Raw genomic sequence first — 26,778 nt, 5'->3', positions numbered from 1 at the left:
GTGCCCAGTCGAAGCCGATCGATGCGGCGCCAGGGCCGCATCGATGTCAAGGTGGGGGAGATCAGGCGGCAACGATCGCCCGCAGCATCCACAGAGCCTTTTCATGGAAGTTGAGGCGATCGGTCAGCATGTCCGTCGTGACCAGGTCGCCGTTTTCATCGGCCTTGGTGCCGGCCTCGCGTATGCGCCGCGCCGCCGCTTCGTGATCGGTGATCAGGTCTGCCACCATCTCGGCCGCCGTCGTGTGGTTGACCGAGGCGGCGCTGGGGGCGAAGGTTTTTGCTTCGGCGAGCTTCGCCGGCGCCAGGTGGCCAAGGGCGCGAATGCGCTCGGCAATGATGTCGGTTGCCTTGAACAGCGCGTTGTAGTGCTCTTCGGTCAGTTCGTGCAGCGGCTTGAACAGGGGCCCGACCACGTTCCAGTGGTAGATGTGGCTCTTGATCACCAGCTTGTAGGTATCGGCAAGGATATCGGAAAGCGCGGTTGCCATCTGCTGGCGATAGGCCTTCGTCAGGCCGATGTCGAATTCTTCGTCCCTGACCTTGGGCTTCAGCACGGCGGCAGTCTGTTTCATTCTTCTGCTCCAGTTCTGTCTTGGAATGTCGAGCGGAGGCGGCCGAGGCCACGCCGCATGAACTGAACGCCGCGACGAAAGGGTTGTTCCCGATCCCGTCATGACGCTCACATGTCTTTTTTAAATGCCAGGTCAGGCCATTGGAGCCTAAGCTCAGTCGTTGCCGTTGCCTCAGTGGAGGTTCCGGGACTCTGGACGGCATTCCGCCTGGAAATGCGCCTGCAGCGACGATGACTGCCGTCGCTGTGCGTGAAAAATGGAGTGCATTGACATGGCCGAGCTTTCACCGTCCGTCCGGACGGTCCTCGTTCTCGAGGACAACTTCATCATCGCCATGGACGTCGAGGAAATCCTCGCTTCTCTCGGAATATTGCAGGTTACGATCGCCGGAAATGCGAACCAGGCATTGGAGCTGCTGGCGCTCCAGGCCTTCGATTTTGCGATCCTCGACGTCAATCTCGGCGATCACACGAGTTTCGTGGTTGCCGATGCCATGCTTGCCCGCGGAATGCCGTTCGGCTTCACCAGCGGCTACGGCGATGCCGAGCACTTCCCGACCTATCTCAGGCACGTTCCGCGGATCGACAAACCCTTTAACGAGAAATCGATCGGCCAGCTGATCGCCGCTGGGATCCAGACGAGAGAGGCTTAGGAACCGGCTCAGCCCTTGCGCGACCTGCTCAGGGCTTGCCGCGCGATACGAACCAGGGATTGGCGAAGTCGCTGTCGTCCTTCTGGTTGCGCTTGCCGTAGGTAAGCGGCGTGCCATCCATCGTCAGCGTTTCGCCACCGGCGGCCCTCAGGATCGCGTCGCCAGCGGCGGTGTCCCATTCCATCGTCCGGCTGAAGCGGGGATAGACGTCGGCCACGCCTTCGGCGAGCAGGCAGAATTTCAAGGACGAGCCGACCGTCCGGTAATCGGCGATGCCGTGTTTTTCGAGGTAGTCGATCGTCTCGGCGCTGTTGTGCCAGCGGCTGGCGAGCCCCACCATGCGATCCCCGCAGCTGCGGCAGCCGATGATCGTTTCTTCGGTCAGGCGAAAGCTGCCATCAATAACCGACTTTACCGCCTTGCCATGGTGTGCCGCATAGAGGATTCCAAGCGCCGGGGCGTAGACGACGCCCGCGACGGGCGCGCCGTTTTCGATCAGCGCGATGTTGACGGTGAAGTCGTCGTTGCGGCTGATGAATTCCTTGGTGCCGTCGAGCGGATCGACAAGGAAAAACGACTTGCCGGAAATCTCCGGCACGAAGCCGGCGGACACCGCTTCCTCGGCGACCAAGGGGATGTCCGGAAAGGCGGAGGCGAGGTCTGCCAGGATGATGCGTTCGGCCGTCGTGTCGGCATCGGTGACCGGCGAGCAGTCAGGCTTGTGCGTGACCTCCGGCCCGGCATTGTAGATGTCGAGAATGGCCCGACCCGCCGTTATTGCCGATTGTTGCAGTATCTCCAGCATTCGCCCTGTCTTTCGGTCCGTCATCAGGCCCATAGCATATTGAGAGGAAGATTATAGCCATGCTTTTGACATGGCAGGCGGCTCTTTACGCGTGGTCGCAACTGATCTGCGGGGCGGAGCATCTCAAGCTTTTTTGCAATTGCGAGAGGCTTTGCGTCTTTGCTTCCGCGTTCCGGCTGTGCAAATGTGCCGGCGCAACTGAACTGGATGCCTTCATGCGTTATTCCGCCTTCTCGCTTGTCAGGAACGCCCTTTCCGGAAACCTGAACTGGAAACCGCATTGGCGCCAGCCACAGCCGAAATCCCACTATGACGTGATCATCGTCGGCGGCGGCGGCCATGGGCTCTCGACCGCCTATTATCTCGCCAAGGAATTCGGCGTGAAGAACGTCGCGGTCCTGGAAAAGGGCTATCTCGGCTCGGGTAATGTCGGTCGCAACACGACGATCGTGCGCTCCAACTACATGCTGCCCGGCAACGAACCCTTCTACGAGTTCTCGATGAAGCTCTGGGAGGGGCTGGAGCAGGATCTCAACTACAATGTAATGCTGTCGCAGCGCGGCGTCATCATGCTCTACCACAGCGACGGCCAGCGCGATGCCTATGTGCGCCGCGGCAATGCCATGTGGATGGAAGGCGTGGCAGCGGAGCTCATCGAGCGTGAGCAGTTGAAGAAGATGATCCCCTTCCTCAACTACGATCACGCCCGCTATCCGATCCTCGGTGGCCTGCTGCAGCGCCGCGCCGGTACCGCGCGGCATGATGCGGTCGCTTGGGGCTATGCCCGCGGCGCCGACCAGCATGGTGTCGACATCATCGAGCATTGCGAAGTGACCGGCATTCGCCGCGAAAACGGTGTCGTCACCGGCGTCGAAACGACCAAGGGGTTCATCGGCTGCGGCAAGCTGGCGCTGGCGGCGGCCGGCAACACCTCGCGCGTCGGCGAAATGGCGGATCTGAAGCTGCCGCTGGAAAGCCATGTGCTGCAGGCCTTCGTGACCGAGGGGCTGAAGCCCTGCATCGATCACGTGATCGTCTATGGTGGCGGCCACTTCTACATCTCGCAATCGGACAAGGGCGGCCTCGTCTTCGGCGCCGAGATCGACGGCTATTCGTCCTATGCCCAGCGCGGCAATCTGGCGACCGCCGAGCACGTGATGGAGGAGGGGGTGACGATGATCCCCGGCCTGTCGCGCGTTCGGGTGCTGCGCGCCTGGGGGGGCGTCATGGACATGAGCATGGACGGCTCGCCGATCATCGACCGCACCTCGATCGACAATCTCTACTTGAACTGCGGCTGGTGCTACGGCGGTTTCAAGGCGACGCCGGCCTCCGGCTACTGCTTCGCCCACCTGATCGCCAAGAACGACACCCATCCGGTGGCGCGCGCCTTGAGGCTCGATCGCTTCGCCCGCGGCTATGCCGTCGACGAGGCCGGCGCCGGCCCGCAGCCCAACCTTCACTGACAGGACACGGCCGGCCCGCCGGCTCGTATGGAATGAACAGGAAGCCGGAGTGCGGCTTCAGGACACGGAAGACGATGGCAAGCCTGATTACCTGCCCGCATTGCGGGGTCCGACCGAAGGAAGAATTCGCGATCCGCGGCGACGCCTCGCGCGGCCGTCCCGAGCCCATGGATTCGGACGAGGCCTGGCATGATTACGTCTATGTGCGCGCCAACCCGCGTGGGCGCACGTTGGAGCATTGGCATCACATCGCCGGCTGTCGCCGCTTCCTGGTGGTCGAGCGCGACACGGCCACCCACGAGGTCTATTCCGTCGTCGATGCGGCCGAGTTTGCGCGGAGGGCTGCGCGATGACCGGCTATCGTCTTTCCTCCGGCGGCCTCGTCGATCGCAGCAAAACGTTGAGCTTCACCTTCGACGGCCGGCCGCTGCGCGGATTTTCCGGCGATACGCTCGCCTCCGCACTTCTTGCCAATGACCAGCTGCTCGTCGGCCGCAGCTTCAAATACCACCGGCCGCGCGGCATCGTCAGCGCCGGGCCCTCCGAGCCCAACGCGCTCGTCACCCTCGGCTCTGGTGCCCGCACCGATGCCAACACCAAGGCGACCGTCGCCGAACTCTATGGCGGGCTGACTGCCAAAAGCCAGAACCGCTGGCCGTCTCTCGGCTTCGATGTCGGGGCGGTCAACGGCGTCCTTTCGCCGTTCCTCGGCGCCGGCTTCTACTACAAGACCTTCATGTGGCCGAAGCAGTTCTGGGAGCGCGTCTACGAACCCTTCATCCGCCGCGCCGCCGGCCTCGGCCGGGCGGTGCTGGAGCGCGACCCCGAGAGCTACGAGAAGTCCTGGGCGTTCTGCGACCTGCTCGTCGTCGGTGCCGGTCCCGCCGGCCTGATGGCAGCACTGACGGCCGGCCGCGCCGGCCTTCGGGTCATCGTCGCCGACGAGGATTTCCGGCTCGGCGGCTCCCTGCTTGCGACCGGCGAGACCGTCGACGGCGCGCCGGCATCGGTCTTTGCCGACCGCACCGTCGCCGAACTGCAAGCGCTGCCCAATGTCACGCTGCTTTCGCGCACCACGGTCTTCGGCTGGTATGACGACAACGTCTTCGGCGCGGTTGAACGCGTGCAGAAACACGTCGCTGAACCGTCTTCGAAGCTCGTGAGCGAGCGTGTCTGGCGCATCGTTGCCAAGCGCGCGCTGATGGCAACCGGTGCCGAGGAACGCCCGCTGGTGTTCGGCGGCAATGATAGGCCCGGCGTGATGATGGCGGGCGCCATGACCACCTATGCCGAGCGCTATGGTGTGGCCGCCGGCAAGCAGGTCACGATCTCTACCAGCGGCAGCGCCGGGTACCGCACAGCGCGGGCCCTTGCGTCCAAGGGCGTCGCCATCGCGGCGATCGTCGACGCCCGCGCTGAGGCGACCGATCAGGCGCCCGAGGGTGTCAGGGTGATCCGCTCGGCCTCGATCGTCGACACGAAGGGCAGGCAGCGCCTCAAGGGCATCGTCGTCGAACGCTCCGGCTTCGAGGAACTGATCGCCTGCGATGCGCTGGGGATGTCCGGTGGCTGGAGCCCTGTCGTGCATCTTGCCTGCCAGCGCGGCGCAAGACCGGGCTGGTCGGAGGAATTGAAGGCCTTCGTCGCACCTGATGTCGGTGGCGGCCTGCGTCCCGTGGGCGCTGCAAACGGTGTCTACACGCTCTCGGGCTGCCTGTCCGATGGTGCGGAGAAGGCCGCAGCGATTGCGGCCGACCTCGGTTTCAGCGCCAGCTCGGCCGCAGCACCGGTCGTCGATGGCGAAGAGGCCACGTCCTTTTCAGCGCTCTGGTATGTACCGGGCGCCAAATCGAAGGCCTTTGTCGACTTCCAGAACGACGTGCATGCGAAGGATCTCGGCCTGGCGCTGCGCGAAGGTTTCGGCCATGTCGAGCACGCCAAGCGCTACACGACCAGCGGCATGGCGACCGATCAGGGCAAGCTTTCCAACATCAATGCCGTCGGCATTCTTGCCGGCATGCGCGGCGTCAGCCCGGCAGAGGTCGGCACCACCACCTTCAGGCCGTTCTACACCCCGGTCTCCTTCGGTGCACTTGCCGGCACGGCGCGCGATGAGCATGCAGCACCGGCGCGCAAGTCGCCGCTGCATGGCTGGGCGATGAAAAATGGCGCGACCTTCGTCGAGGCCGGGCTCTGGCATCGTTCCGCCTGGTTCCCGCGCGCCGGCGAAAAGACCTGGCGCGACAGCGTCGATCGCGAAGTCTTGAACGTGCGGGCCAATGTCGGCCTCTGTGACGTCTCGACCCTCGGCAAGATCGAGGTCTTCGGCCCCGACGCTGCGGAGTTCCTCAACCGTCTCTATTGCAACCCGGTCCTGAAGCTGCCGATCGGCAAGGCGCGTTACGGTCTGATGCTGCGCGAAGACGGTTTCGTCTTCGACGACGGTACGGTCAGCCGCTTCGACGAGGAACATTTCTTCGTCACCACGACGACGGCGATGGCCGGTCCCGTCATGGCGCACCTGGAATATTGCGCCCAGACGCTCTGGCCTGAACTCGAAGTCCGCTTCACCTCGTCGACCGACCAATGGGCGCAGATGGCGATCGCTGGTCCGAAAGCGCGCGCGGTGCTGCAGCAGATCGTCGATGGCGATATTTCCGATGGCGCGTTTCCGTTCCTGTCCGCCCGCAAGATCGTCCTGAAAAGCGGCGTGTCGGCGCGGCTCTTTCGCATTTCCTTCTCCGGGGAGCTGGCTTTCGAACTGGCGGTGCCGGCAGGTTATGGCGAGGCGGTGGCCGACCAGATCATGGAGGCCGGCCGGCCGCATGAAATCTGTGCCTATGGCGTCGAAGCCTTGAACGTGCTGCGGCTGGAGAAGGGTCTGCTGACGCATGCGGAATTCGACGGTCGCGTGACGCCAGACGATGCCGGGCTCGGCCGAATGCTCTCGATGCAGAAGACCGACTTCATCGGCAAGCGCCTGTCGACGCGCTACGGCCTGACGGCGGCGGATCGCATGCAGCTTGTTGGTCTGAAGCCCGTCGATGCCGACAAGGACATGCGGGCCGGAGCGCATCTTCTGAAGGAGGGGACCAAGCCCTCGACGCTGAACGATCAGGGTTGGGTCAGCTCGGCCGGTTTCTCGCCGGTCCTGGGCCACGCCATCGCGCTTGCCTTCCTGAAATCCGGGCGCGAACGCTATGGCGAGAAGGTCGTGGTGTTCGACAAGCTGCGCGATCAGGAGATCGTCGCCGAGGTCTGCGACCCGGTCTTGGTCGATCCGCAAAATGCAAAGCTGAAGGCCTGAGGAGGCGGTGATGGTTCGCGACTACAACAACCGCCACGCACTGGAGCAGAAACTGCGATCGGCACCCATGTCGCCGGCGGCCGACCACCTGATGGTCGGGCATTGGCGCACGATGGCGACGGTTCTTGCGCGCGCCGGCCGGGAGGAGACCGTGCGTGAGGCGATCGCCGCACAGTCCGACTTGTCCATGCGGTTTTCGGCACCGGGGGAATGGATTGTCGTCTCCGAGGTGGAAGCGCCGAGCGGGCTCGTGCGTTGGCTCGAAGAGCTTTGCGACGGCGGTGCCTATGTTGTCGACCAAAGCGATGGGCGCGTCGTCTTCCGGATCGCCGGCCCGAACGTGCGCAGCATCCTCGCCAAGGGCATCGGCCTTGATCTTCATCCCTCAGCCTTCACGGTTGGCGGCAGCACCAATGCGCTGTGCGGTCACATCCCGGTCAATCTCGCCCGGACGGACGAGGACACGTTCGAGCTGATCGTGCCGCGGAGCTATGCGGAATCGCTCTTCGACGACCTGATGAAGATGGGGCGGGCCTTCGATCTCACCGCCGCCTTCTCGGATTGAAACGGCCCCTTCAAGAGGTCGAAATCAAATGCGGCATGAAATGCCGCAAACAGGTCGCCCATCCGCCAGCAAACGGCGGAAATGGACAAGCGTCCTTCGCAGCCGTGTCTTTATCGGCGCCGTCTTTCTGACTAGGCTTTCATCATTCGCCGCTTGCACTTCTGTCTCTGAAGCAAGTGGTGGCCGTGCCTGAGTTTCTTCCTGACAATTTGGCCATGCCTCCGACAGGAGCATGGGGAGACGGAGTGTACGCATGAAAAGCCATGCCAAGGTCGTCGTTATCGGAGGCGGTGTCGTCGGTTGTTCGGTGCTCTATCACCTGACGAAATTCGGCTGGACCGATGCCGTGCTGCTTGAACGATCGGAACTCACCTCCGGCTCCACCTGGCACGCGGCCGGCGGCATGCACACGATCAACGGTGACCCGAACGTCGCCAAGCTGCAGAAATATACGGTCGAGCTCTACAAGGAGATCGAGGCGTATTCCGGCCAGGATGTCGGCCTGCACATGACCTCCGGCATGATGCTCGCCGCCACCAAGGAACGTTTCGACTGGATGAAGTCGATCCTTGCCAAGGGCCGCTACATGGGGCTCGAAGCCGAGCTTTTGACGCCCAGGGAAGCGCATGACCTGATGCCGCTGCTCGATCCCGACCAGTTCGTCGGTGCGGTGTTCGATCCGGTCGAGGGGCATCTCGATCCCTATGGCACGACGCATGCCTATGCCAAATCGGCGAAGAAGAACGGTGCGGAGATCTATCTGCACACCAAGGTCGAGGATCTGGTGCAGCGGGAAGACGGTTGCTGGCGGGTGATCACCAACCAGGGCGAGATTGTCGCCGAGCATGTCGTCAACGCCGCCGGCCTCTGGGCCCGCGAGGTGGGGCGCATGGTGGGGCTGGAGCTGCCTGTGCTCGCTATGGAGCACATGTATCTCATCACCGAGGACATGCCCGAGGTCATCGAGTTCAACCAGACGCGCGGCAAGGAGCTGATGCACTGTGTCGATTTCGACGGCGAGATTTATCTCCGCCAGGAGCGGAACGGCATGCTGATGGGCACCTATGAGAAGGCGTGTCGTCCGTGGTCGCCCGTCACGACGCCCTGGGACTTCGGCCATGAACTTCTCGCCGAGGACATCGACCGTATCTCGCCCGAACTCGAGGTCGGCTTCCGGCACTTCCCGGCCTTCAACAAGGCCGGCATCAAGAAGATCATCAACGGTCCTTTCACCTTCTCGCCGGACGGTAACCCGCTGGTCGGCCCGGTGCGGGGCTTGAGGAATTTCTGGTCGGCCTGCGCCGTCATGGCCGGATTCAGCCAGGGTGGCGGCGTCGGCCTGGCGCTTGCCAACTGGATGATCCATGGCGACCCCGGCTTCGACGTCTTTGCCATGGACGTTTCGCGCTACGGCGATTTCGCCACGCTTGCCTATACCAATGCCAAGGTGCGCGAGAACTACTCGCGTCGCTTCTCGATCCGTTATCCGAACGAGGAGCTGCCGGCGGCAAGGCCTCTGTTGACGACGCCGATCTACGACCGGCTGAAGGCTGCGGGCGCCGTCTTCGGCGCGTCCTACGGGCTTGAAACGCCGCTGTGGTTTGCACCCGAAGGCGTGAAGGACGCCTTCTCCTGGCGCCGTTCGACCGACTTCGAGACGGTGGGCGCGGAGGCCCGGGCCGTGCGCGAAGGCGTCGGCCTGATGGAGACATCGGGCTTTGCCAAATATGCGATCACCGGCAAGGGCGCTGAAGCCTGGCTCGACCGCATGCTTGCCTGCCGCATCCCTGAGGTCGGGCGCATGGCATTGGCACCGATGCTGAAGGAGGACGGCAAGCTGATCGGCGACTTCACCCTTGCCAAGCTCGGCGAGGGGGATTTCCTGCTTGTTGGATCCGGCATAGCCGAGGACTACCACATGCGCTGGTTCGAGGCGCATCTGCCTGCGGACGGCTCGGTGACGCTGAAGGCGTTGAAGCTGGAGCTGGTGGGCCTGTCGATCGCCGGGCCGAAGGCGCGCGATGTGCTTGAAAGCCTGACCCATCTCGATGTCTCCGACGCCGATTTCCCGTTCATGGACATCCGCCGGATGGATCTCGGCATGGCGCCCGCGCTCGTCGGCCGCGTCAGCTACACCGGCGATCTCGGCTACGAGATCTGGATGAAACCGGAGCACCAGCGTTATCTCTTCGAACTGCTGATGGAGAAGGGGGCGGCTTCCGGGATCCGTTTGTTCGGCCTGAGGGCGCTGAATGCATTGCGCGTCGAAAAATCCTTCGGCAGCTGGGCGCGCGAATATCGTCCGCTCTATGGCCCGGTCGAGGCTGGGCTCGGCCGTTTCGTCGCGACCGGCAAGGATGCGGATTTCATTGGCAAGGCGGCGGCCGTGAAGGAGAAGGCGGATGGCGGCGCGATGCGGCTGCGGACCTTCGTGCTCGATGCGAGGGATGCGGACGTCATCGGCGACGAGCCCATCTATCTCGACGGTGTCGTGCGCGGCTGGGTGACATCGGGCGGCTATGCGCATGCAAGTGGGGTTTCGGTCGCCATGGGCTACGTGCCCAAGGAGATCGCCGACCGAAGCGATGGCTGGTCGATCGAACTCTTGGGTGAGATCCTGCCGGCCCGTCTTCAGCCGCATCCGCTGTTCGATTCGAACGGTCAGCGCATGCGCGCCTAAGCATTCGAGGTGTAATGCAGACCGAAGTGGCTGTCGAAGCTTCATAGAATACCCGACGCTTTTACGACTAAAGTTGATGCTTTCGCGGGCGAAAGCTGCGAAAGATTTGATTTTTCTGGCTGTAAAAGCGTCAAATCGATTTTATCGAGGAAGTTTTTGGCGAAGTCGCGTTTTTTAGCTTTCCTTTTCGTTTGAAAGAGGTATGGAATCGAGCAAACACAGCGCTCAACAATGAGCTCAAAAAACAAGAGACCGGACCGTTATGGATCTGGTCCAGGGGAAGATTGATGGAGTATTTCGTCCAGCAGCTCGTCAACGGGCTGACTCTTGGGTCTATTTATGGTATGATCGCAATCGGTTATACCATGGTCTACGGCATCATTGGCATGATCAACTTCGCCCACGGCGATATCTTCATGCTCGGCGGCTTTGCTGCTTTGATTGTCTTTCTTATTCTCACAACATTCATCGGGGGCGTCCCGGTTGTACTTGCTCTCCTGCTGATGATGATCGTCGGCATGCTGACCGCAGGTCTCTGGAACTGGACGATCGAGAAAGTGGCCTATCGGCCGCTGCGCGGTTCGTTCCGGCTTGCGCCGCTGATCACCGCGATCGGCATGTCGATTGCGTTGTCGAACTTCATCCAGGTGACGCAGGGCCCGCGCAACAAGCCGATCCCGCCGCTCGTCTCTTCGGTCTACGAAGTCTTCGGCATCACCATCTCGCTGAAGCAGATCATCATCATCGTCATCACGGCGGCTCTGCTTTCGATCTTCTGGTACATCGTCAACAAGACGCCGCTCGGCCGTGCCCAGCGCGCGACCGAACAGGACCGCAAGATGGCGGCGCTGCTGGGTGTTGACGTCGACCGCACCATCTCGGTGACCTTCATCATGGGTGCAGCACTCGCTGCCGTCGCCGGCACGATGTATCTGATGTATTATGGCGTCGTCGTCTTCACCGACGGTTTCGTGCCTGGCGTCAAAGCGTTCACCGCGGCCGTTCTCGGCGGCATCGGATCGCTGCCGGGCGCCGTTCTCGGCGGACTGTTGATCGGGCTCATCGAGTCCCTCTGGTCGGCCTATTTCACCATCGACTACAAGGACGTCGCGACCTTCTCCATTCTCGCCATCGTCCTGATCTTCAAGCCGTCTGGCATTCTCGGACGACCGGAAGTCGAGAAGGTATAATTCCATGGCAAACATTGCTTCTACGACTGCAAGCGCCGGCACTGACGTGACGGCGCGGGCCCTGCGCGAGGCTGTCTTCGCGGGCCTGATTTCGCTCGGCCTTTTCGTGCTGTTCGTCGGTCTCAAGTCCGACCAGAACATCCGCAACGAGCTGATCCTCAACCAGCGCTGGGGACTGCTGGCGATCTTCGTGATCGTCGCTGCCGTCGGCCGCTTCCTGATGGTTGCCTATGTCCAGCCGGCCATGGCTCGGCGCAAGGCCGCCAAGGCCGAGGCCGAGGATGCGGTGAAGGAGGAGACCTTCTTCAGCCGCAACTTCTCCAAGCTCGCGATTGCGTTCCTGCTCATCTATCCGCCGCTCGTCGTCGCGATCTTCGGCGTCCAGGGCTCGCTGAAGTGGGTCGACAATTTCGGCATCCAGATCCTGATCTACGTGATGCTGGCCTGGGGGCTCAACATCGTCGTCGGCCTCGCTGGCCTGCTGGACCTGGGTTACGTCGCCTTCTACGCGGTCGGTGCCTACTCCTACGCCCTGCTGTCGACCTATTTCGGCCTGTCCTTCTGGGTTCTTCTTCCGGTCGCCGGCATTCTCGCCGCCTTCTGGGGCATGATTCTCGGCTTCCCGGTCTTGCGTCTTCGCGGTGACTATCTGGCGATCGTGACGCTCGCCTTCGGTGAAATCATCCGACTGGTGTTGATCAACTGGACCGAAGTGACGAAGGGTACCTTCGGCGTCTCCGGTATCGCCAAGGCGACGCTGTTCGGCATCAAGTTCGATGCCTCGAAGGACGGATTTGCAGCAATGATGGGCCTGCCGATGTCGTCGGCCTATTACAAGATCTTCCTGTTCTATCTGATCCTGGCACTTGCGCTGCTCACGGCTTACGTGACGATCCGGCTGCGCCGCATGCCGATCGGCCGCGCCTGGGAAGCGTTGCGCGAGGACGAGATCGCCTGCCGCTCGCTCGGTATCAACACGGTGACGACCAAGCTCACCGCCTTTGCGACGGGCGCCATGTTCGGCGGCATCGCCGGCTCGTTCTTCGCGGTGCGCCAGGGCTTCGTGTCGCCCGAATCCTTCGTCTTCCTGGAATCCGCGGTCATTCTCGCGATCGTGGTTCTCGGCGGCATGGGCTCGCTCACCGGCATCGCGGTCGCTGCGGCCGTCATGATCGGCGGCACCGAAATCCTGCGCGAGCTTTCCTTCCTGAAGATGGTCTTCGGACCGGACTTCACACCTGAACTCTACCGTATGCTGATCTTTGGCCTGGCCATGGTCGTCGTCATGGTCTGGAAGCCGCGCGGCTTCGTCGGATCACGCGAACCGACAGCCTTCCTGCACGAACGCAAGGCAGTCTCCGGCAGCTTCACAAAGGAAGGGCACGGTTGATGGCCCGCGAGACAACGACAATGACAAAAGACCCCATTCTCAAGGTTGAGCACCTGTCGATGCGCTTCGGCGGTCTCATGGCCATCAACGACTTCTCCTTCGAAGCCTATCGCGGTGACATCACCGCGCTGATCGGCCCGAACGGAGCGGGCAAGACCACGGTGTTCAACTGCATCACCGGCTTCTACAAGCCGACGATGGGCATGATCACGATGAAGCAGAAGGCCGGCAAGGAATACCTGCTGGAGCGTCTGCCCGACTTCGAGATCACCAAGCTCGCCAAGGTAGCGCGTACCTTCCAGAACATCCGGATGTTCTCCGGTCTGACGGTGCTCGAAAACCTGCTCGTCGCGCAGCACAACAAGCTGATGCAGGCATCCGGCTACACCTTCCTCGGTCTGCTCGGCTTCCCGGCCTACCGCCAGGCATCGCGCGAGGCGATCGAACTTGCCAAGCACTGGCTGGAAAAGGCGTCGCTAATCGACCGTGCCGACGATCCGGCCGGCGATCTCTCCTATGGCGCCCAGCGTCGTCTCGAGATCGCGCGTGCCATGTGCACCGGGCCCGAGCTTCTCTGCCTGGACGAGCCGGCCGCCGGTCTCAATCCGCGCGAGTCTCTGGCGCTCAACGAATTGCTGAAAAGCATTCGCGCCGATACCGGCACGTCGATTCTTTTGATCGAACACGACATGTCCGTGGTCATGGAGATCTCCGACCACGTGGTGGTCCTGGAATATGGACAGAAGATTTCCGACGGCACACCGGATTTCGTGAAGAACGATCCGAGGGTCATTGCGGCCTATCTGGGTGTCGAGGATGAAGAGGTTGAAGAGGTGATCGAACAAATCGAGGAAATCGAAGGCGGGCAGGGGGGCACCCACTGATGACGGCGCCACTTCTCCAAGTCAAAGCCGTCGAGACCTACTACGGCAACATCCGGGCGCTCAGCGGGGTCGATGTCGAAGTTCACCGTGGTGAAATCGTCTGCCTGATCGGTGCCAACGGTGCCGGCAAGTCGACGCTGATGATGACCATCTGCGGCAGCCCGCAGGCGCGCACCGGTTCGGTCTTCTTCGAAGGTCAGGACATCACCCGTATGCCGACGCACGAGATCGCCCGGCTGCGTATTGCGCAATCGCCTGAGGGTCGGCGCATCTTCCCGCGCATGACCGTGTTCGAAAACCTGCAGATGGGCGCCAGCCTCGACAACCTGAAGCACTTCGACCAGGACGTGGAAAAGGTGTTTACGCTTTTCCCGCGCCTGAAGGAGCGCCAGGCGCAGCGCGGCGGCACGCTTTCGGGCGGTGAGCAGCAGATGCTGTCGATCGGCCGCGCGCTGATGGCCCGGCCGAAGCTTTTGCTTCTCGACGAGCCGTCGCTCGGTCTCGCACCGCTGATCGTCAAGGGCATCTTTGAAGCGATCAAGAAACTCAACAAGGAGGAGGGGCTGACGGTCTTCCTCGTCGAGCAGAACGCCTTCGGCGCGCTCAAGCTTTCGGACCGCGGCTACGTGATGGTGAACGGCCGGGTGACGATGAGCGGTTCCGGCAAGGAACTGCTCGCCAATCCGGAAGTGCGCGCGGCCTATCTCGAAGGCGGCCGTCATTGACCGGCCGCATCTGGAGCAAGTGACATGCAGGGAATTCTCTACGAAGAAGTGTCGATCTGGCAGTTTCTTTTCATAAGCTGCGTGCTCGGCGGCTGGACCGCTTGGCGCACGGGCAAGAGCGTGGCTGAAAGCTGGGAAGGCATGCCGCGGCTCATCCTCTACGTGGCGTTGCTGGGACTGGGGATCCGTTTCGTCCACCATGCGCTGTTCGAAGGCACCATGTTCAGCCTGCAATACTATATCGTGGACACGATCGTACTTTTGTTGTTTGCTACCGCAGGTTTCCGGTACTACCGGACCAAGCAAATGACCAATAACTACTATTGGCTCTATGAGAAGGCTTCGCCTTTCTCCTGGAAAGCCAAATAAAGGGAACAGCGCGCGCCGGCCGCCGCGGCCGGTGCGAAAGAAACACCGGCGCAACTATGGTGGGCATTGCGCAGGTTGGTAACGAGACCCGCTCGAATAATTGGGAGTAACAAGATGAAAAAGTCTCTTCTGTCGGCGGTCGCGCTGACGGCTATGGTTGCCTTCAGCGGCAGCGCCTGGGCTGATATTCTCGTTGGTGTCGCCGGCCCGCTGACTGGCCCGAACGCCGCTTTCGGTGCACAGCTCCAGAAAGGTGCAGAGCAGGCCGCCGCTGACATCAATGCCGCTGGCGGTATCAATGGGGAACAGATCAAGGTTGTGCTCGGCGACGACGTTTCGGATGCCAAGCAGGGCGTTTCGGTTGCCAACAAGTTCGTTGCTGACGGTGTGAAGTTCGTTGTCGGTCACTTCAACTCGGGCGTGTCCATCCCGGCTTCTGAAGTTTACGCCGAAAACGGTATCCTGCAGGTAACCCCGGCCTCCACCAACCCGCAGTTCACCGAGCGCGGTCTCTGGAACACGTTCCGTACCTGCGGCCGTGACGACCAGCAGGGTGCGGTTGCCGGTGCCTACCTCGCTGCCAACTTCAAGGACGCGAAGATCGCGGTCATTCACGACAAGACCCCCTATGGTCAGGGCCTTGCCGACGAAACCAAGAAGTCGATGAACGAAGCTGGCCTCACCGAAGCCCTCTATGAAGGCATCAACACCGGCGACAAGGACTTCTCGGCGCTGATCGCCAAGATGAAGGAAGCCGGCGTTTCGATTGTCTACTACGGCGGTCTGCACACCGAAGCCGGCCTGATCATGCGCCAGATGAAGGACCAGGGCCTCAAGGCTACCCTGATGTCGGGCGACGGTATCGTTTCGAACGAACTGGCCTCGATCGCCGGCGACGCCGTTGACGGCACGCTGATGACGTTCGCTCCGGATCCGCGCAAGAACCCGGCTGCCAAGGACCTCGTCGAGAAGTTCCGCTCTGCCGGCTTCGAACCGGAAGCCTACACGCTCTACGCCTACGCCGCTCTCCAGGTCATCGCCGAAGCTGCCAAGGCTTCCGGCGGCAACGACCCGCAGGCAGTGGCCGAAGCCATCAAGGCAAAGGGTCCGTTCAAGACCGCAATCGGCGAACTCGGCTATGACGAAAAGGGCGACATCACGCGTCCGGACTACGTCATGTACACCTGGAAGAAGGGTGACGACGGCAAGTACAACTACTTCCAGAACGAGTAGTTCTGATTTCGGACCTTGTGTCCGACTGGTTGGGGCCCGGCGAGCAATCGCCGGGCTTTTCTTTTGGTGACGCTTGGCGCAGCGGTCTATTATTTCAATAGCGTGTCTCTGAGCGACGAGACTTCGGCGCGCAGTCGCTCGAGATCGCCGGGGCCGAGCTTTGTCGCTTCGCCAAGGTTGCGGGGCACGTCGATTGCCTTCTGCCGCAGCGCCTTGCCCATCTCGGTCAATTGCACCCGGACCTGCCGCTCGTCCCGGGGACACCAGAACACCTATGACTCGATCGTCGCCTTCTCGCAGACCGACTTTACCGAGGACCTGAAGAAGTTCGACGTCCCGACCTTGATCATCCATGGCGACGACGACCAGATCGTGCCGATCGATGCGACTGCACGGGCCTCGAAGACGCTGGTGCCGCATGCGGAGCTCAAGGTCTATGCCGGCGCCCCGCACGGCATCACCGACACGCACAAGGACCAGCTCAACGCCGACCTGCTCGCCTTCGCCAAGGCCTGACATGTCCGAAGCCCGAGAAGAGGCGCCCGCAACGGCGCCTCTTTTTTGCTTTTCGTGATAGGTGTTTCGCTTGTTGAGATAGCTGTCGCGTCGCGCCGTTTCGTGCACTATCTCGCAGCGATTCTGATCCGGAGGCAGGCATGAGCTCGAAACCCCGCATTCTCGTCACCCGTCGTTGGCCGGCGGCGGTGGAGCAGGTGCTTGCCGAACGCTTCGACGTCACCTTGAACGAAGGGGACGTGCCTCTGACGGCTGCAGAACTGGCTGAAGCACTCCGGACCTATGACGCCGTTCTTCCGACAGTTTCTGATCGACTTCCGGCCGACCTCTTCGCCGGTGGCGGCCTCCGCGCGAAGATCCTCGGCAACTATGGCGTCGGCTACAATCACATCGACGTCGCGGCCGCCAAGGCTGCCGGCATCGTCGTCGCCAACACGCCCGGCGTTCTCACAGATTGCACCGCCGACATCGCCATGACGTTGCTGCTTGCGGTCGCTCGGCGGGCAGGCGAGGGCGAGCGGCAGGTACGGGCCGGCGAATGGAGTGGATGGCGGCCGACCCACATGATCGGCGGCAAGGTCACCGGCAAGACGCTCGGCATCATCGGCTTCGGCCGCATCGGCAAGGCCATGGCCAAGCGCTGTCATTTCGGCTTCGACATGGATATCGTCTTCTACAATCGCTCGCGCATCGACCCGGCCGAGGCAAGCCGCTACGGTGCGCGTCAACTCGACACGGTCGAGGACGTATTGAAGGTTGCAGACTTCGTGTCGCTCCATTGCCCCGGCGGCGGCGAAAACCGTCACCTGATCAACGCCGAACGGCTGGCGCTGATGAAAAAGGGCGCCTACCTCGTCAACACGGCGCGGGGTGATGTGATCGACGAGCCGGCGCTGATTGCGGCGCTCGAAAACGGCGTCATCCGCGGCGCCGGGCTCGATGTCTTCGAGGCGGAGCCGAACGTGCCGGAACGTCTGCGCGGGCTCGAAAATGTCGTGCTGCTTCCACATCTCGGCAGTGCCACGGAGGAGACGCGCGTCGCCATGGGCATGAAGGTGGTCGACAATATCACGGCGTTTTTCGACGGTCGCGAGCCGCCGGATCGGGTGGCGTAGGCGGTTGCCCGTTTTCTGCGCAGGGCCTGCACGGAAATGCGGCATGCTGGCGATTTTCTTTGCAAAACAATAACTTGACTTGTCGTGCCGCGATGCGGACGATAGCGCCAAGATAAGGCGATCGCGCCCATGGGCGCCGCGTCGAGAATGAAGGACACCGCTTAGCGGTCTGACATGGACAAGGCAGCACGCATCGCCCCGCAGCGGGCCTGGGGCAAGGGACGGCTGGTCGCCAAGGCGGCGCTCGGCCACAGCCGCATTGCCGAACTCTACCAGGAAGGCTGCGCCAAGATCCGCCTGCCAAAGACCTTCGACACCTCGATGGAGGCAGTGCTCATCAATTCCTCCGGCGGCCTCACCGGCGGCGACCGCATGGTCTGGGAGGTCGCGGCGGGGGCTGGAACCGATGTGACGGTGACGACGCAGGCCTGCGAGAAGATCTATAAGGCGAGCGCCGATACCGTCGAAATGAAAACGCGCATCGAGGTTGCCGCCGGCGCGCGTGTCGACTGGTTGCCACAGGAGACGATCCTCTTCGACCGTGCCTCGCTATCGCGCTCGCTGGAGGTGGAGCTTGCTGCCGACGCGACGTTTCTCGCGGTGGAAGCGGTTCTGCTCGGTCGCAAGGCGATGGGCGAGGCGGTTGAAACCGGGCTCTTCCGCGATCGCTGGCGTATCCGCGTCGAGGGCAAGCTGCTGCATGCGGACAATCTGGCGCTATCAGGAGAGGTCGCGCGCCTCAGTCAGCGCAAGGCGGTGCTCGATGGTGGGGCCGCCTTCGCCACGCTGCTCTATGTCGGTCCCGACTGCGAGCCCCTGCTGCCGCGTCTTCGGTCGCTCGTCGATGGCGCAGCGGGCGTCGGCATCAGCCATTTTCAGGTCCATGGCCGCGACAAGTTGGTTGCCCGCTTCGTGGCGCCGGATGGCTTCGCGCTCAGAAAAATCCTCATCCCGGTTATTTCGCACTTGCGCAAGCAGAAGACTGTGCCGAAAGTCTGGGTTCTCTAGCTCGTTTCACATTTTTATTTGAAACAGTGAAATGATCTAACGCATTGAAACTTTGTAATTCCTGGCGGAAGATCGCTTCGCAGATTTCCAGGGAATTGCTTCACGAACAACCGGTGGCGACGCATGAATCTTACCCCGCGCGAGAAAGATAAACTGCTGATTTCGATGGCGGCCATGGTCGCCCGCAGGCGCCTGGAGCGCGGCGTGAAACTCAACCATCCCGAAGCGATCGCGCTGATCACCGATTTCGTCGTCGAGGGCGCGCGCGACGGGCGCTCGGTTGCCGAACTGATGGAGGCGGGCGCCCAGGTGCTGACGCGCGATCAGGTGATGGAGGGAATCCCCGAGATGATCCACGACATCCAGATCGAGGCGACGTTTCCTGACGGGACCAAGCTCGTCACCGTGCACGAGCCGATCCGCTAAGCTTGAGGTGAGTACGTGGCTTGTTGGCGCAGGGTGCCTGAGGCCTGAACGCGGGATAAAAGCATGCGGCCGGCCGAGGGCGGCTTGAGGAGAAGACCATGATCCCAGGAGAAATCATTGCTGCGGCCGGAGAGATCGAGCTCAATGCCGGTCTCGACACGGCGACGATCGAGGTTGCCAACACCGGCGACCGCCCGATCCAGGTTGGCAGCCACTATCACTTCGCCGAAACCAATGCGGGGCTGCAGTTTGACAGGAAAGCAGCCTACGGCTGCCGGCTCGACATTCCCGCCGGCACGGCCGTGCGGTTCGAGCCGGGCCAGACGCGCCAGGTGACGCTGATACCGCTTTCCGGCAAGCGCGAGGTCTATGGCTTCCGCCAGCAGGTGATGGGCAAGCTATGAGAGTGCTGCCGGTTCTCGGTTTGCTTCTGGTGCTTGCCACCCCGGCGCTCGCCGAGGATGAGCCGGACGTGGATTGCGCGAATGCGATGGCTCAGCCGGATCTGAATGACTGCGCCTACCGGGAATACGAAGCGGCGGACGCGGAACTGAATGCGGTCTACAGGCAGGCGATGACGGCGGCGCAGAAGGTCGACAAGGAGCTGGAAGGCGCCGATATCGGCGCGGTCGAGGCGCTGAAGACGGCGCAGCGCGCCTGGATCGGCTATCGCGACGGACAATGCGAGCTGGCCGGTTTCCAGGCCCGAGGCGGCCAGGCGGAGCCGATGCTGGTTTCAGGCTGCCTTGCCCAGCTCACGCAGAAGCGTACCGCCGAACTCAACGAATTTCTCGAAGCTCAAGGGAACTGACCGTTGCAGGCTCGCCGCGTCATCATGATCGTGGGCAATGGCGAGGTGCCTGACGGCGCCGGCGCAACGATCGATGCCGCCGATCTGGTCGTGCGCTTCAACGATTGCCGCTCTGTCGGCTCCGGTGGCCACAGGACCGATATCGTCGCGGTCTGCAATACCGGACGCCCGGGGATTTCCATGCTCGGCGGTGGTCGCTGGAAGACGAATGCCGCCGTGCGCCAGGCGCGGGAGATATGGTGCGTTCGCTCCGGCGCGAAGTTTGCCGCCATGCGGGCCGGGCTTGCGGAAACGCATCCGGATCTCGACGATTTCTGCGACGATTACACTGTCGGTTTCGAGAGCTTCGCCCGTTCGACCAACCGCGGTTTTCGCGTCGTCCCGGTCGATGTGCACGACCAGGTGGAGCAGGATCTCGCCGGCTTTTCGCCGGCCCCTTATGTCGTTCCATCGAGCGGGATGATCGTCATTGCCGATGTGCTCGCGCATCTTGCGACACCCGACGACGAGGTCGTTCTTGCCGGCTTCGGCCATGTCGGCTGGGAATGGCATCCCTTCGCCGCCGAGCGCCGCCATGTCGATGCGCTTGCAGCCAGCGGCCGTCTTCGCCGCCTCCATCCCATTTCTACTTCGTCCCAAGGAGCCTGAACCATGCCCTACAAGATGTCGCGCGCGGCCTATGCCAACATGTTCGGCCCGACGGTCGGCGACAAGGTGCGGCTCGCTGATACCGAACTTTTCGTCGAGGTGGAGAAGGACTTCACGACCTATGGCGAGGAGGTGAAGTTCGGTGGCGGCAAGGTCATTCGCGACGGCATGGGGCAGAGCCAGGCGACACGCGCCGAGGGCGCCGTCGACACCGTCATCACCAATGCGCTGATCGTCGATCACTGGGGCATCGTCAAAGCGGATATCGGCCTCAAGGACGGACGCATCGCCGGCATCGGCAAGGCCGGCAACCCGGACACGCAACCGGGCGTCACCGTCATCGTCGGTCCCGGCACGGAGGTCATCGCGGGCGAAGGCAAGATCATCACCGCGGGCGGCATGGACAGCCACATTCATTACATCTGCCCGCAACAGATCGAGGAAGCGCTGGTGAGCGGGCTTACGACCATGCTTGGTGGCGGCGCCGGGCCGGGCCATGGCACGCTCGCCACCACCTGCACCTCCGGTCCCTGGCATCTCGCCCGCATGATCGAGGCTGCCGATGGCTTCCCGATGAACATCGCCTTTGCCGGCAAGGGCAATGCGTCGCGGCCGGGCGCGCTGGTGGAAATGGTGCTCGCCGGCGCCACCTCGCTGAAGCTACATGAGGACTGGGGCTCGACGCCGGCGGCGATCGATTGCTGCCTCGGTGTCGCCGACGAATACGACGTGCAGGTGATGATCCATACGGACACCTTGAACGAGAGCGGCTTCGTCGAGGATACGATCGCGGCGATCAAGGGCCGCACCATCCATGCCTTCCACACGGAAGGGGCCGGCGGCGGCCACGCGCCCGACATCATCAAGATCTGCGGCCAGCCGAACGTCATTCCGTCCTCGACCAACCCGACGCGGCCCTACACCAAGAATACGCTTGCCGAGCATCTGGACATGCTGATGGTCTGCCATCACCTGTCGCCGTCGATCCCCGAGGACATCGCCTTTGCCGAGAGCCGCATCCGCAAGGAGACGATCGCCGCCGAGGACATCCTGCATGATATCGGCGCCTTCTCGATCATCTCGTCTGACAGCCAGGCCATGGGCCGCGTCGGCGAAGTGGCGATCCGCACCTGGCAGACCGCCGACAAGATGAAGCGTCAGCGCGGGCCGCTGCCGCAGGAAACCGGCGACAACGACAATTTCCGGGTGAAGCGCTATATCGCCAAATACACGATCAATCCGGCGATCGCCCACGGCCTCAGCCATGAGATCGGCTCCATCGAGGTCGGCAAGCGCGCCGATCTCGTCCTCTGGAACCCAGCCTTCTTCGGTGTGAAGCCCGACTTCGTGCTTCTCGGCGGCTCGATCGCGATGGCACCCATGGGCGATCCGAATGCCTCCATCCCGACGCCGCAGCCGGTGCACTACCGGCCGATGTTTGCCGCCTACGGCAAGAACCGCACGAGTTCGTCTGTAACCTTCGTGTCGCAGGCCTCGCTCGACGCCGGCCTTGCCGCCAAGCTCGGCGTTGCCAAGCAGCTTGTGGCGGTCCGCAACACCCGTGGCGGCATCGGCAAGGCATCGATGATCCACAACAACCTCCTGCCGCATATCGAGGTCGATCCGGAGACCTATGAGGTGCGCGCCGACGGTGAGCTTCTGACCTGCGAGCCGGCGACGGTCGTGCCGATGGCACAGCGCTATTTCCTGTTCTGAACAAGCAGGGACAGGGAATGAAGCGTGGCCTGAAATGGGCTTTCTTCGGCTTACTGGCGGCGATACTTGCCATCGTTGCCGGAACCTTGCTGCCGCGGCCGCTCCTGCCGGTTTCCGCCTCTGCGGCGGGAGCAGGGGGCACGCGCATCCTTCTGCTTTCCGGCCCGATCCACACGGACATCGCCATACCCCTGACGGACGAGATTCGAGCGCGGTTCGGCTTTGTCGAGGCGGCCGGCGTGCCGCTTGCGCATCCGCAGGCTGAATGGCTGATCTTTGGCTGGGGCGGGCGGTCCTTCTATCTGGAAACGCCGACCTGGTCTGAGCTGAAGCCCGGGCCCGTGTTCAAGGCGCTGACCGTCGATCGCTCGGTGATGCATGTGGATATCGCCGGTCGGATCGTCGAGCCGCAGGCTGCCGTCACCGGCTTCGAGCTGGACGAAGCGGGATACGATCGGCTGCTCGGCTTTATTGCCGAAAGCTTCACCCGCGAGGCCGGAGCTGTCGTTTCGATCGAGGGTTTTTCCTACAACGGCAACGACCGCTTCTTCGAGGCCGGAGGCAGCTTCAACGCGCTTTTCGGCTGCAACACATGGACGGCGCGGGCGTTGCGTGAGGCGGGCTTGCGAACGGGCCTGTGGAACCCGGTCCCGCCAAGCCTCGGGTTGTCGCTGCGGCTCCATAATTGAGCAAGGATTGGCAGGCAGTGATTGGCAGGCAGCAGCCATGCGGCCACCGCATGGCTGCCATGCTCGCATGTGAATTGGGGCCTTTCGTGCTGCGTCGCAGCGCAATATCCGATAGGAAGACGGCCGACCTTCCTCGGTTGCCAGCAATCCTCCCAAGACCTGCCGACCGAGAGCTGCGCCAGAGCGGTTTGCGGTTCTCCGCATGTATCCCGCTCTAACTTACAAGAGACGATCACGTTCATGATTTTGGTCGAACCGATCCCAAATCATCGTGGTCCAAAGGAGATGACGATGCTTGGCAGAAAAGTACCCGCTGTAACGTTCCGCACCCGCGTTCGCGACGAGGCCGTTGGCGGCTCGAACCCGTTCCGCTGGGAGGACGTGTCCTCCGACGATTACTTCGCAGGCAAGCGCGTCGTGCTGTTCTCGCTGCCGGGCGCGTTTACGCCGACCTGCTCGACCTTCCAGCTGCCCGATTTCGAAAAGCTGACGGCCGATTTCCGCGCCGAGGGCGTTGACGAAATCTACTGCATCTCGGTCAATGACGCTTTCGTCATGAACGCCTGGGGCAAGTCCCAGAGCCTCGAAAACGTCAAGCTGATCCCGGACGGTTCGGGCGAGTTCACCCGCAAGATGGGCATGCTCGTCGCCAAGGACAATCTCGGCTTCGGCATGCGCTCCTGGCGCTACGCTGCCGTCGTCAACAACGGCGTTGTCGAGCAGTGGTTCGAGGAAGAGGGCTATTCCGACAACTGCGACAGCGACCCCTATGGCGTTTCCTCGCCGCAGAACATTCTGGAGACGCTGAAGTCCCAGAAGCTCGCCGCCTGATGGCAGCCTATCGTTCCTGATTGGAAAGAGCCCGAAGATCGGATCCGGTCTTCGGGCTTTTTCTTGCGCGGTACAGCCGCCGCAAGCGCCTGAAAAGCCGCACCCGCCGCTGGCGCCAGGGCTTTTTCTTGCTAAAGTAGCCGGCAGAAAAGATATCGAGGGTTCAATGGTTTACATTATCGCCTACCTGACCGCACACCCCGGCAAGGGGGATGAGGTAGTGTCGCTCGCAGCACCGCTGATCGAGGCCACCCGGCGCGAGGCCGGCTGCATCACCTATGATCTCTACCGCAAGCCGGCCGAGCCCGACGCGCTGGTTTTTGTCGAAACCTGGAAGGACAAGGCAGCCGTCGACGCGCATTTCGAGGAACCACATCTGAAGGCCTTTCAGGCGGCGATGGCCGACCTGCTCGTCGAGGCGCGCCTCGAGCTCGTGACGCCGGAAAAGGTCGAGGTTCTCTGACGATGCCCTATCGTTCGACAGAGGTTCTCTCGCCGGGGCCGGCCGATATTGCGCCGCTTCATAGCGTGACATTGACGCACGACGCGCGGCATCTGCGCCGCAAGTTGCTGCATCTCGAAAACGACGATGTGGTGATGCTGGATCTCAAGGAAGCGGTTATGCTTGCCGATGGCGACCTCCTGGTGCTCGAAGGCGGCGGCCATATCCGCATCGCTGCCGCGCCCGAGGCGCTCTACGAGATCCGCCCGCGCGACGCGATGCATCTGATCGAGCTTGCCTGGCATCTCGGCAATCGCCACTTGCCGGCACAGTTCGAAGAGAGCCGCATCCTGATTGCCCGCGATCCGGTGATCCGCCAGATGCTCGAAGGCCTGGGCGCGGCGGTGAACGAGGTTTCGCTGCCTTTCCATCCGCTGCGCGGCGCCTACCATGCCGGCGGCCACAATCATGGCCATAATCATCACCACCATGGCTGAGCGGGTCGACACGCAAGCGCTGCTTCGCCTCGTGACATGGATGTCGCCGGCCTTTCCGGTCGGCGCGTTTTCCTATTCCAGCGGGCTTGAGCAGGCGGTTCACGACCGTCTGGTGAGCGACGCCGGCGAGCTTCGCAACTGGCTGGAGGCGGTCATCTCTCTGGGCTACGGCTGGAACGATGCGCTGCTTCTGGCCGAGAGCTATCGCGCCGTGAACGACCATGCCCGGCTGGCTGCGGCGGCAGAGCTTGCCGAAGCCCTGGCGGGAGGCCGCGAGCGCCATATGGAAACGATGCTGCAGGGCCAGGCGTTTCTGGCAGCGGCGCGCTCGTGGCCGCATCCGGTTCTCGATGCGCTGCCTGAGAGTGTCGCCTATCCGGTCGCAGTCGGTGCCGTCGCCGGCGCTCATGAAACGGGCCTCGAGCCGGCGCTTGCCGCCTATCTCAACGCCTCGGTCTCGAACGCCGTCTCGGTGGCGATCCGTTGCGGCGTGACCGGCCAGCGCGATGGCGTCGGCATCATTGCAGCACTCGAACCGGTCATCGCGGCGACAGCCGTCAAGGCCGCAGGCGCCTCGCTCGACGATCTCGGCTCGGCCACGATGACAGCGGATATTTCGTCGCTCAGACACGAGAGCCTGCATTCGCGGCTCTTCCGTTCGTAACTCATAGAACTGCGCAATTTCGGACGGAAACTGTCTCACGCTTCCCTGGAATTGCTTCCACCTTGAAAGGACATCCAGATGGCATCGAAGAACGGTCCCCTTCGCGTCGGCATTGGCGGGCCGGTGGGCTCGGGCAAGACGGCGCTGACCGACAAGCTTTGCAAGGCGATGCGGGAGAAGTACTCCGTCGCCGTCGTCACCAACGATATCTACACCAAGGAAGATGCCGAGGCGTTGGTGCGCATGCAGGCGCTACCGTCCGATCGCATCGTCGGGGTGGAGACCGGTGGCTGCCCGCATACGGCGATCCGCGAGGACGCCACGATCAATCTGCAGGCGATCGCTGATCTCAACCGCCGTATCCCCGATCTCGATGTCGTCTTCATCGAATCCGGCGGTGACAATCTTGCGGCGACCTTTTCGCCTGATCTCGCTGACCTGACGATCTATGTCATCTCGGTCTGCCAGGGCGAGGAAATCCCGCGCAAGGGCGGGCCGGGCATCACCAAATCGGACCTTCTGGTCATCAACAAGAAGGATCTGGCGCCCTATGTCGGGGCCGATCTCGACGTGATGCAGCGGGATGCGACGCGCATGCGGGCGGAAAAGCCCTTCGTCTTTACCGACATGAAGCGCGGCGACGGCATCAACCGGATCGTCGATTTCCTGACGCTGCACGGCGGCCTCTGACGCCGTCCGCTTTTGTTGCTTCTGGCGCCTGAACCTTCGTCAACGCGTCAGAAGCGCTCCAGCGCCTGCCGGTCGTGGATCTCGATGACGCGGCCCTTGACGGTGACGCCGGAGCGGCGAAGGGCCGAGAAGGCGCGAGACAGTGCCTCGGGCGCCAGGCCCAACTTGCCGGCCAGCACATTCTTCTGGAAGGGCAGGCGGAAGGAAAAGTTGGTGATGCCATCGGGGCAATTGCCGAGGATATAGCTCGCGACCCGCTGCGGTGCCGTGAGCAGCCGGTCTTCGGCCAGGCAATCCTCCGCCATTTGCGCGTGCCGGCACAAAAGCTGCATCAGTGCGTCGGCGATCTCGGGCGTCTGTTCGGCCAGCTTGCGAAGCCTGCGGCTGTCGATGCGCGCAAGCATCGTCGTCTCGATCGCCTGGGCGTTGGCGGTGGCGCGGTTGCCAAGGAACATGGCGCTTTCGCCGAACAGCTCGCCTTTCGGGAAGACGGCGATATCCGCCTCGCGCCCGTCCTTGCCCAGCCGGTAGAGCCGCACCAGACCGGAGAGGACCAAGAAGACTTGATCCAGTGCCTCGCCCTGGCCAAAGAGGATGTCGTGCTCCTCGTGTGTGGAAACCACGACATCATCGAGAATGGCGCTCGACGCCGCCGCCGGCAGCTTTTCGAAAAAGCAGGAGCCGAGCAGCACCGCCCTGTCGTTCGAGTTCAATCGCAACGTCTTCATCGTACCCGTCCTGAGTAAAATCCAGTGCTAGGGTAGAGGGCTTTGCAGATCTTGGTTTGACCTCGATCAAATAGAAATCACAAAAAGCCCGCGCTTGCAGGGCGCGGGCTTGCTTTAGAATTGTGGCCGCCCCGGGCGGTGAGCCCCTTCGGCGATG

At 62.5% G+C, this 26,778-nt stretch carries 28 protein-coding genes and 1 pseudogene; 26 read left to right on the top strand and 3 right to left on the bottom strand.

Going from position 1 to position 26,778, the window contains the following annotated elements; all coding sequences use genetic code 11:
• Positions 1-61 precede the first annotated feature (61 nt).
• On the bottom strand, positions 62-574 hold the full coding sequence (locus BLU15_RS22710) for a Dps family protein (protein ID WP_060583003.1): 513 nt from the start codon (positions 572-574) through the stop codon (positions 62-64).
• 265 nt (positions 575-839) lie between these two features.
• Between BLU15_RS22710 and BLU15_RS22705 the strand changes: the two genes are divergently transcribed.
• Positions 840-1,226, top strand: coding sequence for a response regulator (locus tag BLU15_RS22705; protein WP_034798951.1), 387 nt, complete (start codon positions 840-842; stop codon positions 1,224-1,226).
• A 28-nt stretch (positions 1,227-1,254) separates the two neighbouring features.
• On the opposite strand, the gene cysQ is transcribed toward BLU15_RS22705, so the two are convergent.
• Positions 1,255-2,031 carry a 3'(2'),5'-bisphosphate nucleotidase CysQ gene (gene cysQ / locus BLU15_RS22700; protein ID WP_090298250.1) on the bottom strand — a complete coding sequence of 259 codons (777 nt, stop codon included), beginning with the start codon at positions 2,029-2,031 and terminating at the stop codon, positions 1,255-1,257.
• Between the two features lie 215 nt (positions 2,032-2,246).
• On the opposite strand from cysQ, the gene BLU15_RS22695 reads away from it, so the two are divergent.
• The 25 genes and pseudogenes from BLU15_RS22695 to ureG all read left to right on the top strand — a co-directional run bounded on the left by BLU15_RS22695 (position 2,247) and on the right by ureG (position 25,893).
• Complete coding sequence (locus BLU15_RS22695) at positions 2,247-3,497, top strand: sarcosine oxidase subunit beta family protein (RefSeq protein WP_034798844.1); 1,251 nt, start codon at positions 2,247-2,249, stop codon at positions 3,495-3,497.
• A 74-nt stretch (positions 3,498-3,571) separates the two neighbouring features.
• Positions 3,572-3,850 carry a sarcosine oxidase subunit delta gene (locus tag BLU15_RS22690; RefSeq protein ID WP_090298248.1) on the top strand — a complete coding sequence of 93 codons (279 nt, stop codon included), beginning with the start codon at positions 3,572-3,574 and terminating at the stop codon, positions 3,848-3,850.
• Positions 3,847-6,804: a sarcosine oxidase subunit alpha family protein gene (locus BLU15_RS22685; RefSeq protein WP_090298245.1), complete on the top strand. Its 2,958-nt coding sequence runs from the start codon at positions 3,847-3,849 to the stop codon at positions 6,802-6,804. The genes BLU15_RS22690 and BLU15_RS22685 overlap by 4 nt, the downstream gene beginning before the upstream one ends.
• Before the next feature lie 10 nt (positions 6,805-6,814).
• Positions 6,815-7,369 carry a sarcosine oxidase subunit gamma gene (locus BLU15_RS22680; RefSeq protein ID WP_060605195.1) on the top strand — a complete coding sequence of 185 codons (555 nt, stop codon included), beginning with the start codon at positions 6,815-6,817 and terminating at the stop codon, positions 7,367-7,369.
• Between the two features lie 253 nt (positions 7,370-7,622).
• Positions 7,623-10,049, top strand: coding sequence for a GcvT family protein (locus tag BLU15_RS22675; RefSeq protein ID WP_090298242.1), 2,427 nt, complete (start codon positions 7,623-7,625; stop codon positions 10,047-10,049).
• 287 nt (positions 10,050-10,336) lie between these two features.
• Positions 10,337-11,239 carry a branched-chain amino acid ABC transporter permease gene (locus BLU15_RS22670; RefSeq protein WP_034798833.1) on the top strand — a complete coding sequence of 301 codons (903 nt, stop codon included), beginning with the start codon at positions 10,337-10,339 and terminating at the stop codon, positions 11,237-11,239.
• A gap of 4 nt (positions 11,240-11,243) precedes the next feature.
• Complete coding sequence (livM, locus tag BLU15_RS22665; RefSeq protein WP_060520354.1) at positions 11,244-12,629, top strand: high-affinity branched-chain amino acid ABC transporter permease LivM; 1,386 nt, start codon at positions 11,244-11,246, stop codon at positions 12,627-12,629.
• The gene (locus tag BLU15_RS22660) at positions 12,629-13,513 is read left to right on the top strand and encodes an ABC transporter ATP-binding protein (RefSeq protein ID WP_090298237.1); all 885 of its coding nucleotides are present in this window, start codon (positions 12,629-12,631) and stop codon (positions 13,511-13,513) included. Before livM ends, BLU15_RS22660 begins: the two co-directional genes overlap by 1 nt.
• Positions 13,513-14,238, top strand: coding sequence for an ABC transporter ATP-binding protein (locus BLU15_RS22655; protein ID WP_034798827.1), 726 nt, complete (start codon positions 13,513-13,515; stop codon positions 14,236-14,238). Before BLU15_RS22660 ends, BLU15_RS22655 begins: the two co-directional genes overlap by 1 nt.
• Before the next feature lie 24 nt (positions 14,239-14,262).
• Positions 14,263-14,607: a DUF6867 family protein gene (locus BLU15_RS22650; protein WP_034798825.1), complete on the top strand. Its 345-nt coding sequence runs from the start codon at positions 14,263-14,265 to the stop codon at positions 14,605-14,607.
• A 114-nt stretch (positions 14,608-14,721) separates the two neighbouring features.
• On the top strand, positions 14,722-15,840 hold the full coding sequence (locus BLU15_RS22645) for a branched-chain amino acid ABC transporter substrate-binding protein (RefSeq protein WP_034798823.1): 1,119 nt from the start codon (positions 14,722-14,724) through the stop codon (positions 15,838-15,840).
• A gap of 258 nt (positions 15,841-16,098) precedes the next feature.
• Positions 16,099-16,356, top strand: a pseudogene (locus BLU15_RS22640) (alpha/beta fold hydrolase); the annotation flags it as partial.
• 140 nt (positions 16,357-16,496) lie between these two features.
• A complete protein-coding gene (locus tag BLU15_RS22635) occupies positions 16,497-17,471 on the top strand; it encodes a 2-hydroxyacid dehydrogenase (RefSeq protein WP_090298234.1) in 975 nt (324 codons plus the stop codon).
• 174 nt (positions 17,472-17,645) lie between these two features.
• Positions 17,646-18,479, top strand: coding sequence for an urease accessory protein UreD (locus BLU15_RS22630; RefSeq protein ID WP_090298231.1), 834 nt, complete (start codon positions 17,646-17,648; stop codon positions 18,477-18,479).
• Positions 18,480-18,602: 123 nt separating this feature from the next.
• Positions 18,603-18,905 carry an urease subunit gamma gene (locus tag BLU15_RS22625; protein WP_034794185.1) on the top strand — a complete coding sequence of 101 codons (303 nt, stop codon included), beginning with the start codon at positions 18,603-18,605 and terminating at the stop codon, positions 18,903-18,905.
• A gap of 98 nt (positions 18,906-19,003) precedes the next feature.
• On the top strand, positions 19,004-19,309 hold the full coding sequence (locus tag BLU15_RS22620) for an urease subunit beta (RefSeq protein ID WP_034794182.1): 306 nt from the start codon (positions 19,004-19,006) through the stop codon (positions 19,307-19,309).
• Positions 19,306-19,716, top strand: a complete 411-nt coding sequence (locus BLU15_RS22615; protein WP_090298228.1) for a lysozyme inhibitor LprI family protein — start codon at positions 19,306-19,308, stop codon at positions 19,714-19,716. The genes BLU15_RS22620 and BLU15_RS22615 overlap by 4 nt, the downstream gene beginning before the upstream one ends.
• Before the next feature lie 3 nt (positions 19,717-19,719).
• A complete protein-coding gene (locus BLU15_RS22610; RefSeq protein WP_083523655.1) occupies positions 19,720-20,364 on the top strand; it encodes a Urease operon accessory protein in 645 nt (214 codons plus the stop codon).
• 3 nt (positions 20,365-20,367) lie between these two features.
• Positions 20,368-22,080 carry an urease subunit alpha gene (gene ureC / locus BLU15_RS22605; protein ID WP_034794169.1) on the top strand — a complete coding sequence of 571 codons (1,713 nt, stop codon included), beginning with the start codon at positions 20,368-20,370 and terminating at the stop codon, positions 22,078-22,080.
• Between the two features lie 17 nt (positions 22,081-22,097).
• Positions 22,098-22,769, top strand: a complete 672-nt coding sequence (locus BLU15_RS22600) for a TIGR02117 family protein (protein WP_060582410.1) — start codon at positions 22,098-22,100, stop codon at positions 22,767-22,769.
• A gap of 291 nt (positions 22,770-23,060) precedes the next feature.
• The gene (locus tag BLU15_RS22595) at positions 23,061-23,600 is read left to right on the top strand and encodes a peroxiredoxin (RefSeq protein ID WP_034794163.1); all 540 of its coding nucleotides are present in this window, start codon (positions 23,061-23,063) and stop codon (positions 23,598-23,600) included.
• 166 nt (positions 23,601-23,766) lie between these two features.
• Positions 23,767-24,063, top strand: a complete 297-nt coding sequence (locus BLU15_RS22590; protein ID WP_034794161.1) for a putative quinol monooxygenase — start codon at positions 23,767-23,769, stop codon at positions 24,061-24,063.
• A 2-nt stretch (positions 24,064-24,065) separates the two neighbouring features.
• Positions 24,066-24,539 carry an urease accessory protein UreE gene (gene ureE, locus BLU15_RS22585; protein WP_060582411.1) on the top strand — a complete coding sequence of 158 codons (474 nt, stop codon included), beginning with the start codon at positions 24,066-24,068 and terminating at the stop codon, positions 24,537-24,539.
• Entirely contained in the window at positions 24,532-25,203 is a 672-nt protein-coding gene (locus BLU15_RS22580) for an urease accessory protein UreF (protein WP_060518926.1), read from the top strand. The genes ureE and BLU15_RS22580 overlap by 8 nt, the downstream gene beginning before the upstream one ends.
• Before the next feature lie 78 nt (positions 25,204-25,281).
• Positions 25,282-25,893 (top strand): urease accessory protein UreG, encoded by a 612-nt coding sequence (gene ureG / locus BLU15_RS22575; protein ID WP_034794155.1) that lies wholly within the window; start codon positions 25,282-25,284, stop codon positions 25,891-25,893.
• 47 nt (positions 25,894-25,940) lie between these two features.
• On the opposite strand, the gene BLU15_RS22570 is transcribed toward ureG, so the two are convergent.
• A complete protein-coding gene (locus tag BLU15_RS22570; protein WP_034794150.1) occupies positions 25,941-26,621 on the bottom strand; it encodes a Crp/Fnr family transcriptional regulator in 681 nt (226 codons plus the stop codon).
• Between the last annotated feature and the right edge of the window lie 157 nt (positions 26,622-26,778).

Origin of the sequence: Ensifer sp. YR511 (genome assembly GCF_900103045.1) — a bacterium.
Classification (GTDB): Bacteria; Pseudomonadota; Alphaproteobacteria; order Rhizobiales; family Rhizobiaceae; genus Ensifer; species Ensifer adhaerens.
This window is presented reverse-complemented; position numbering and strand designations above follow the sequence as displayed.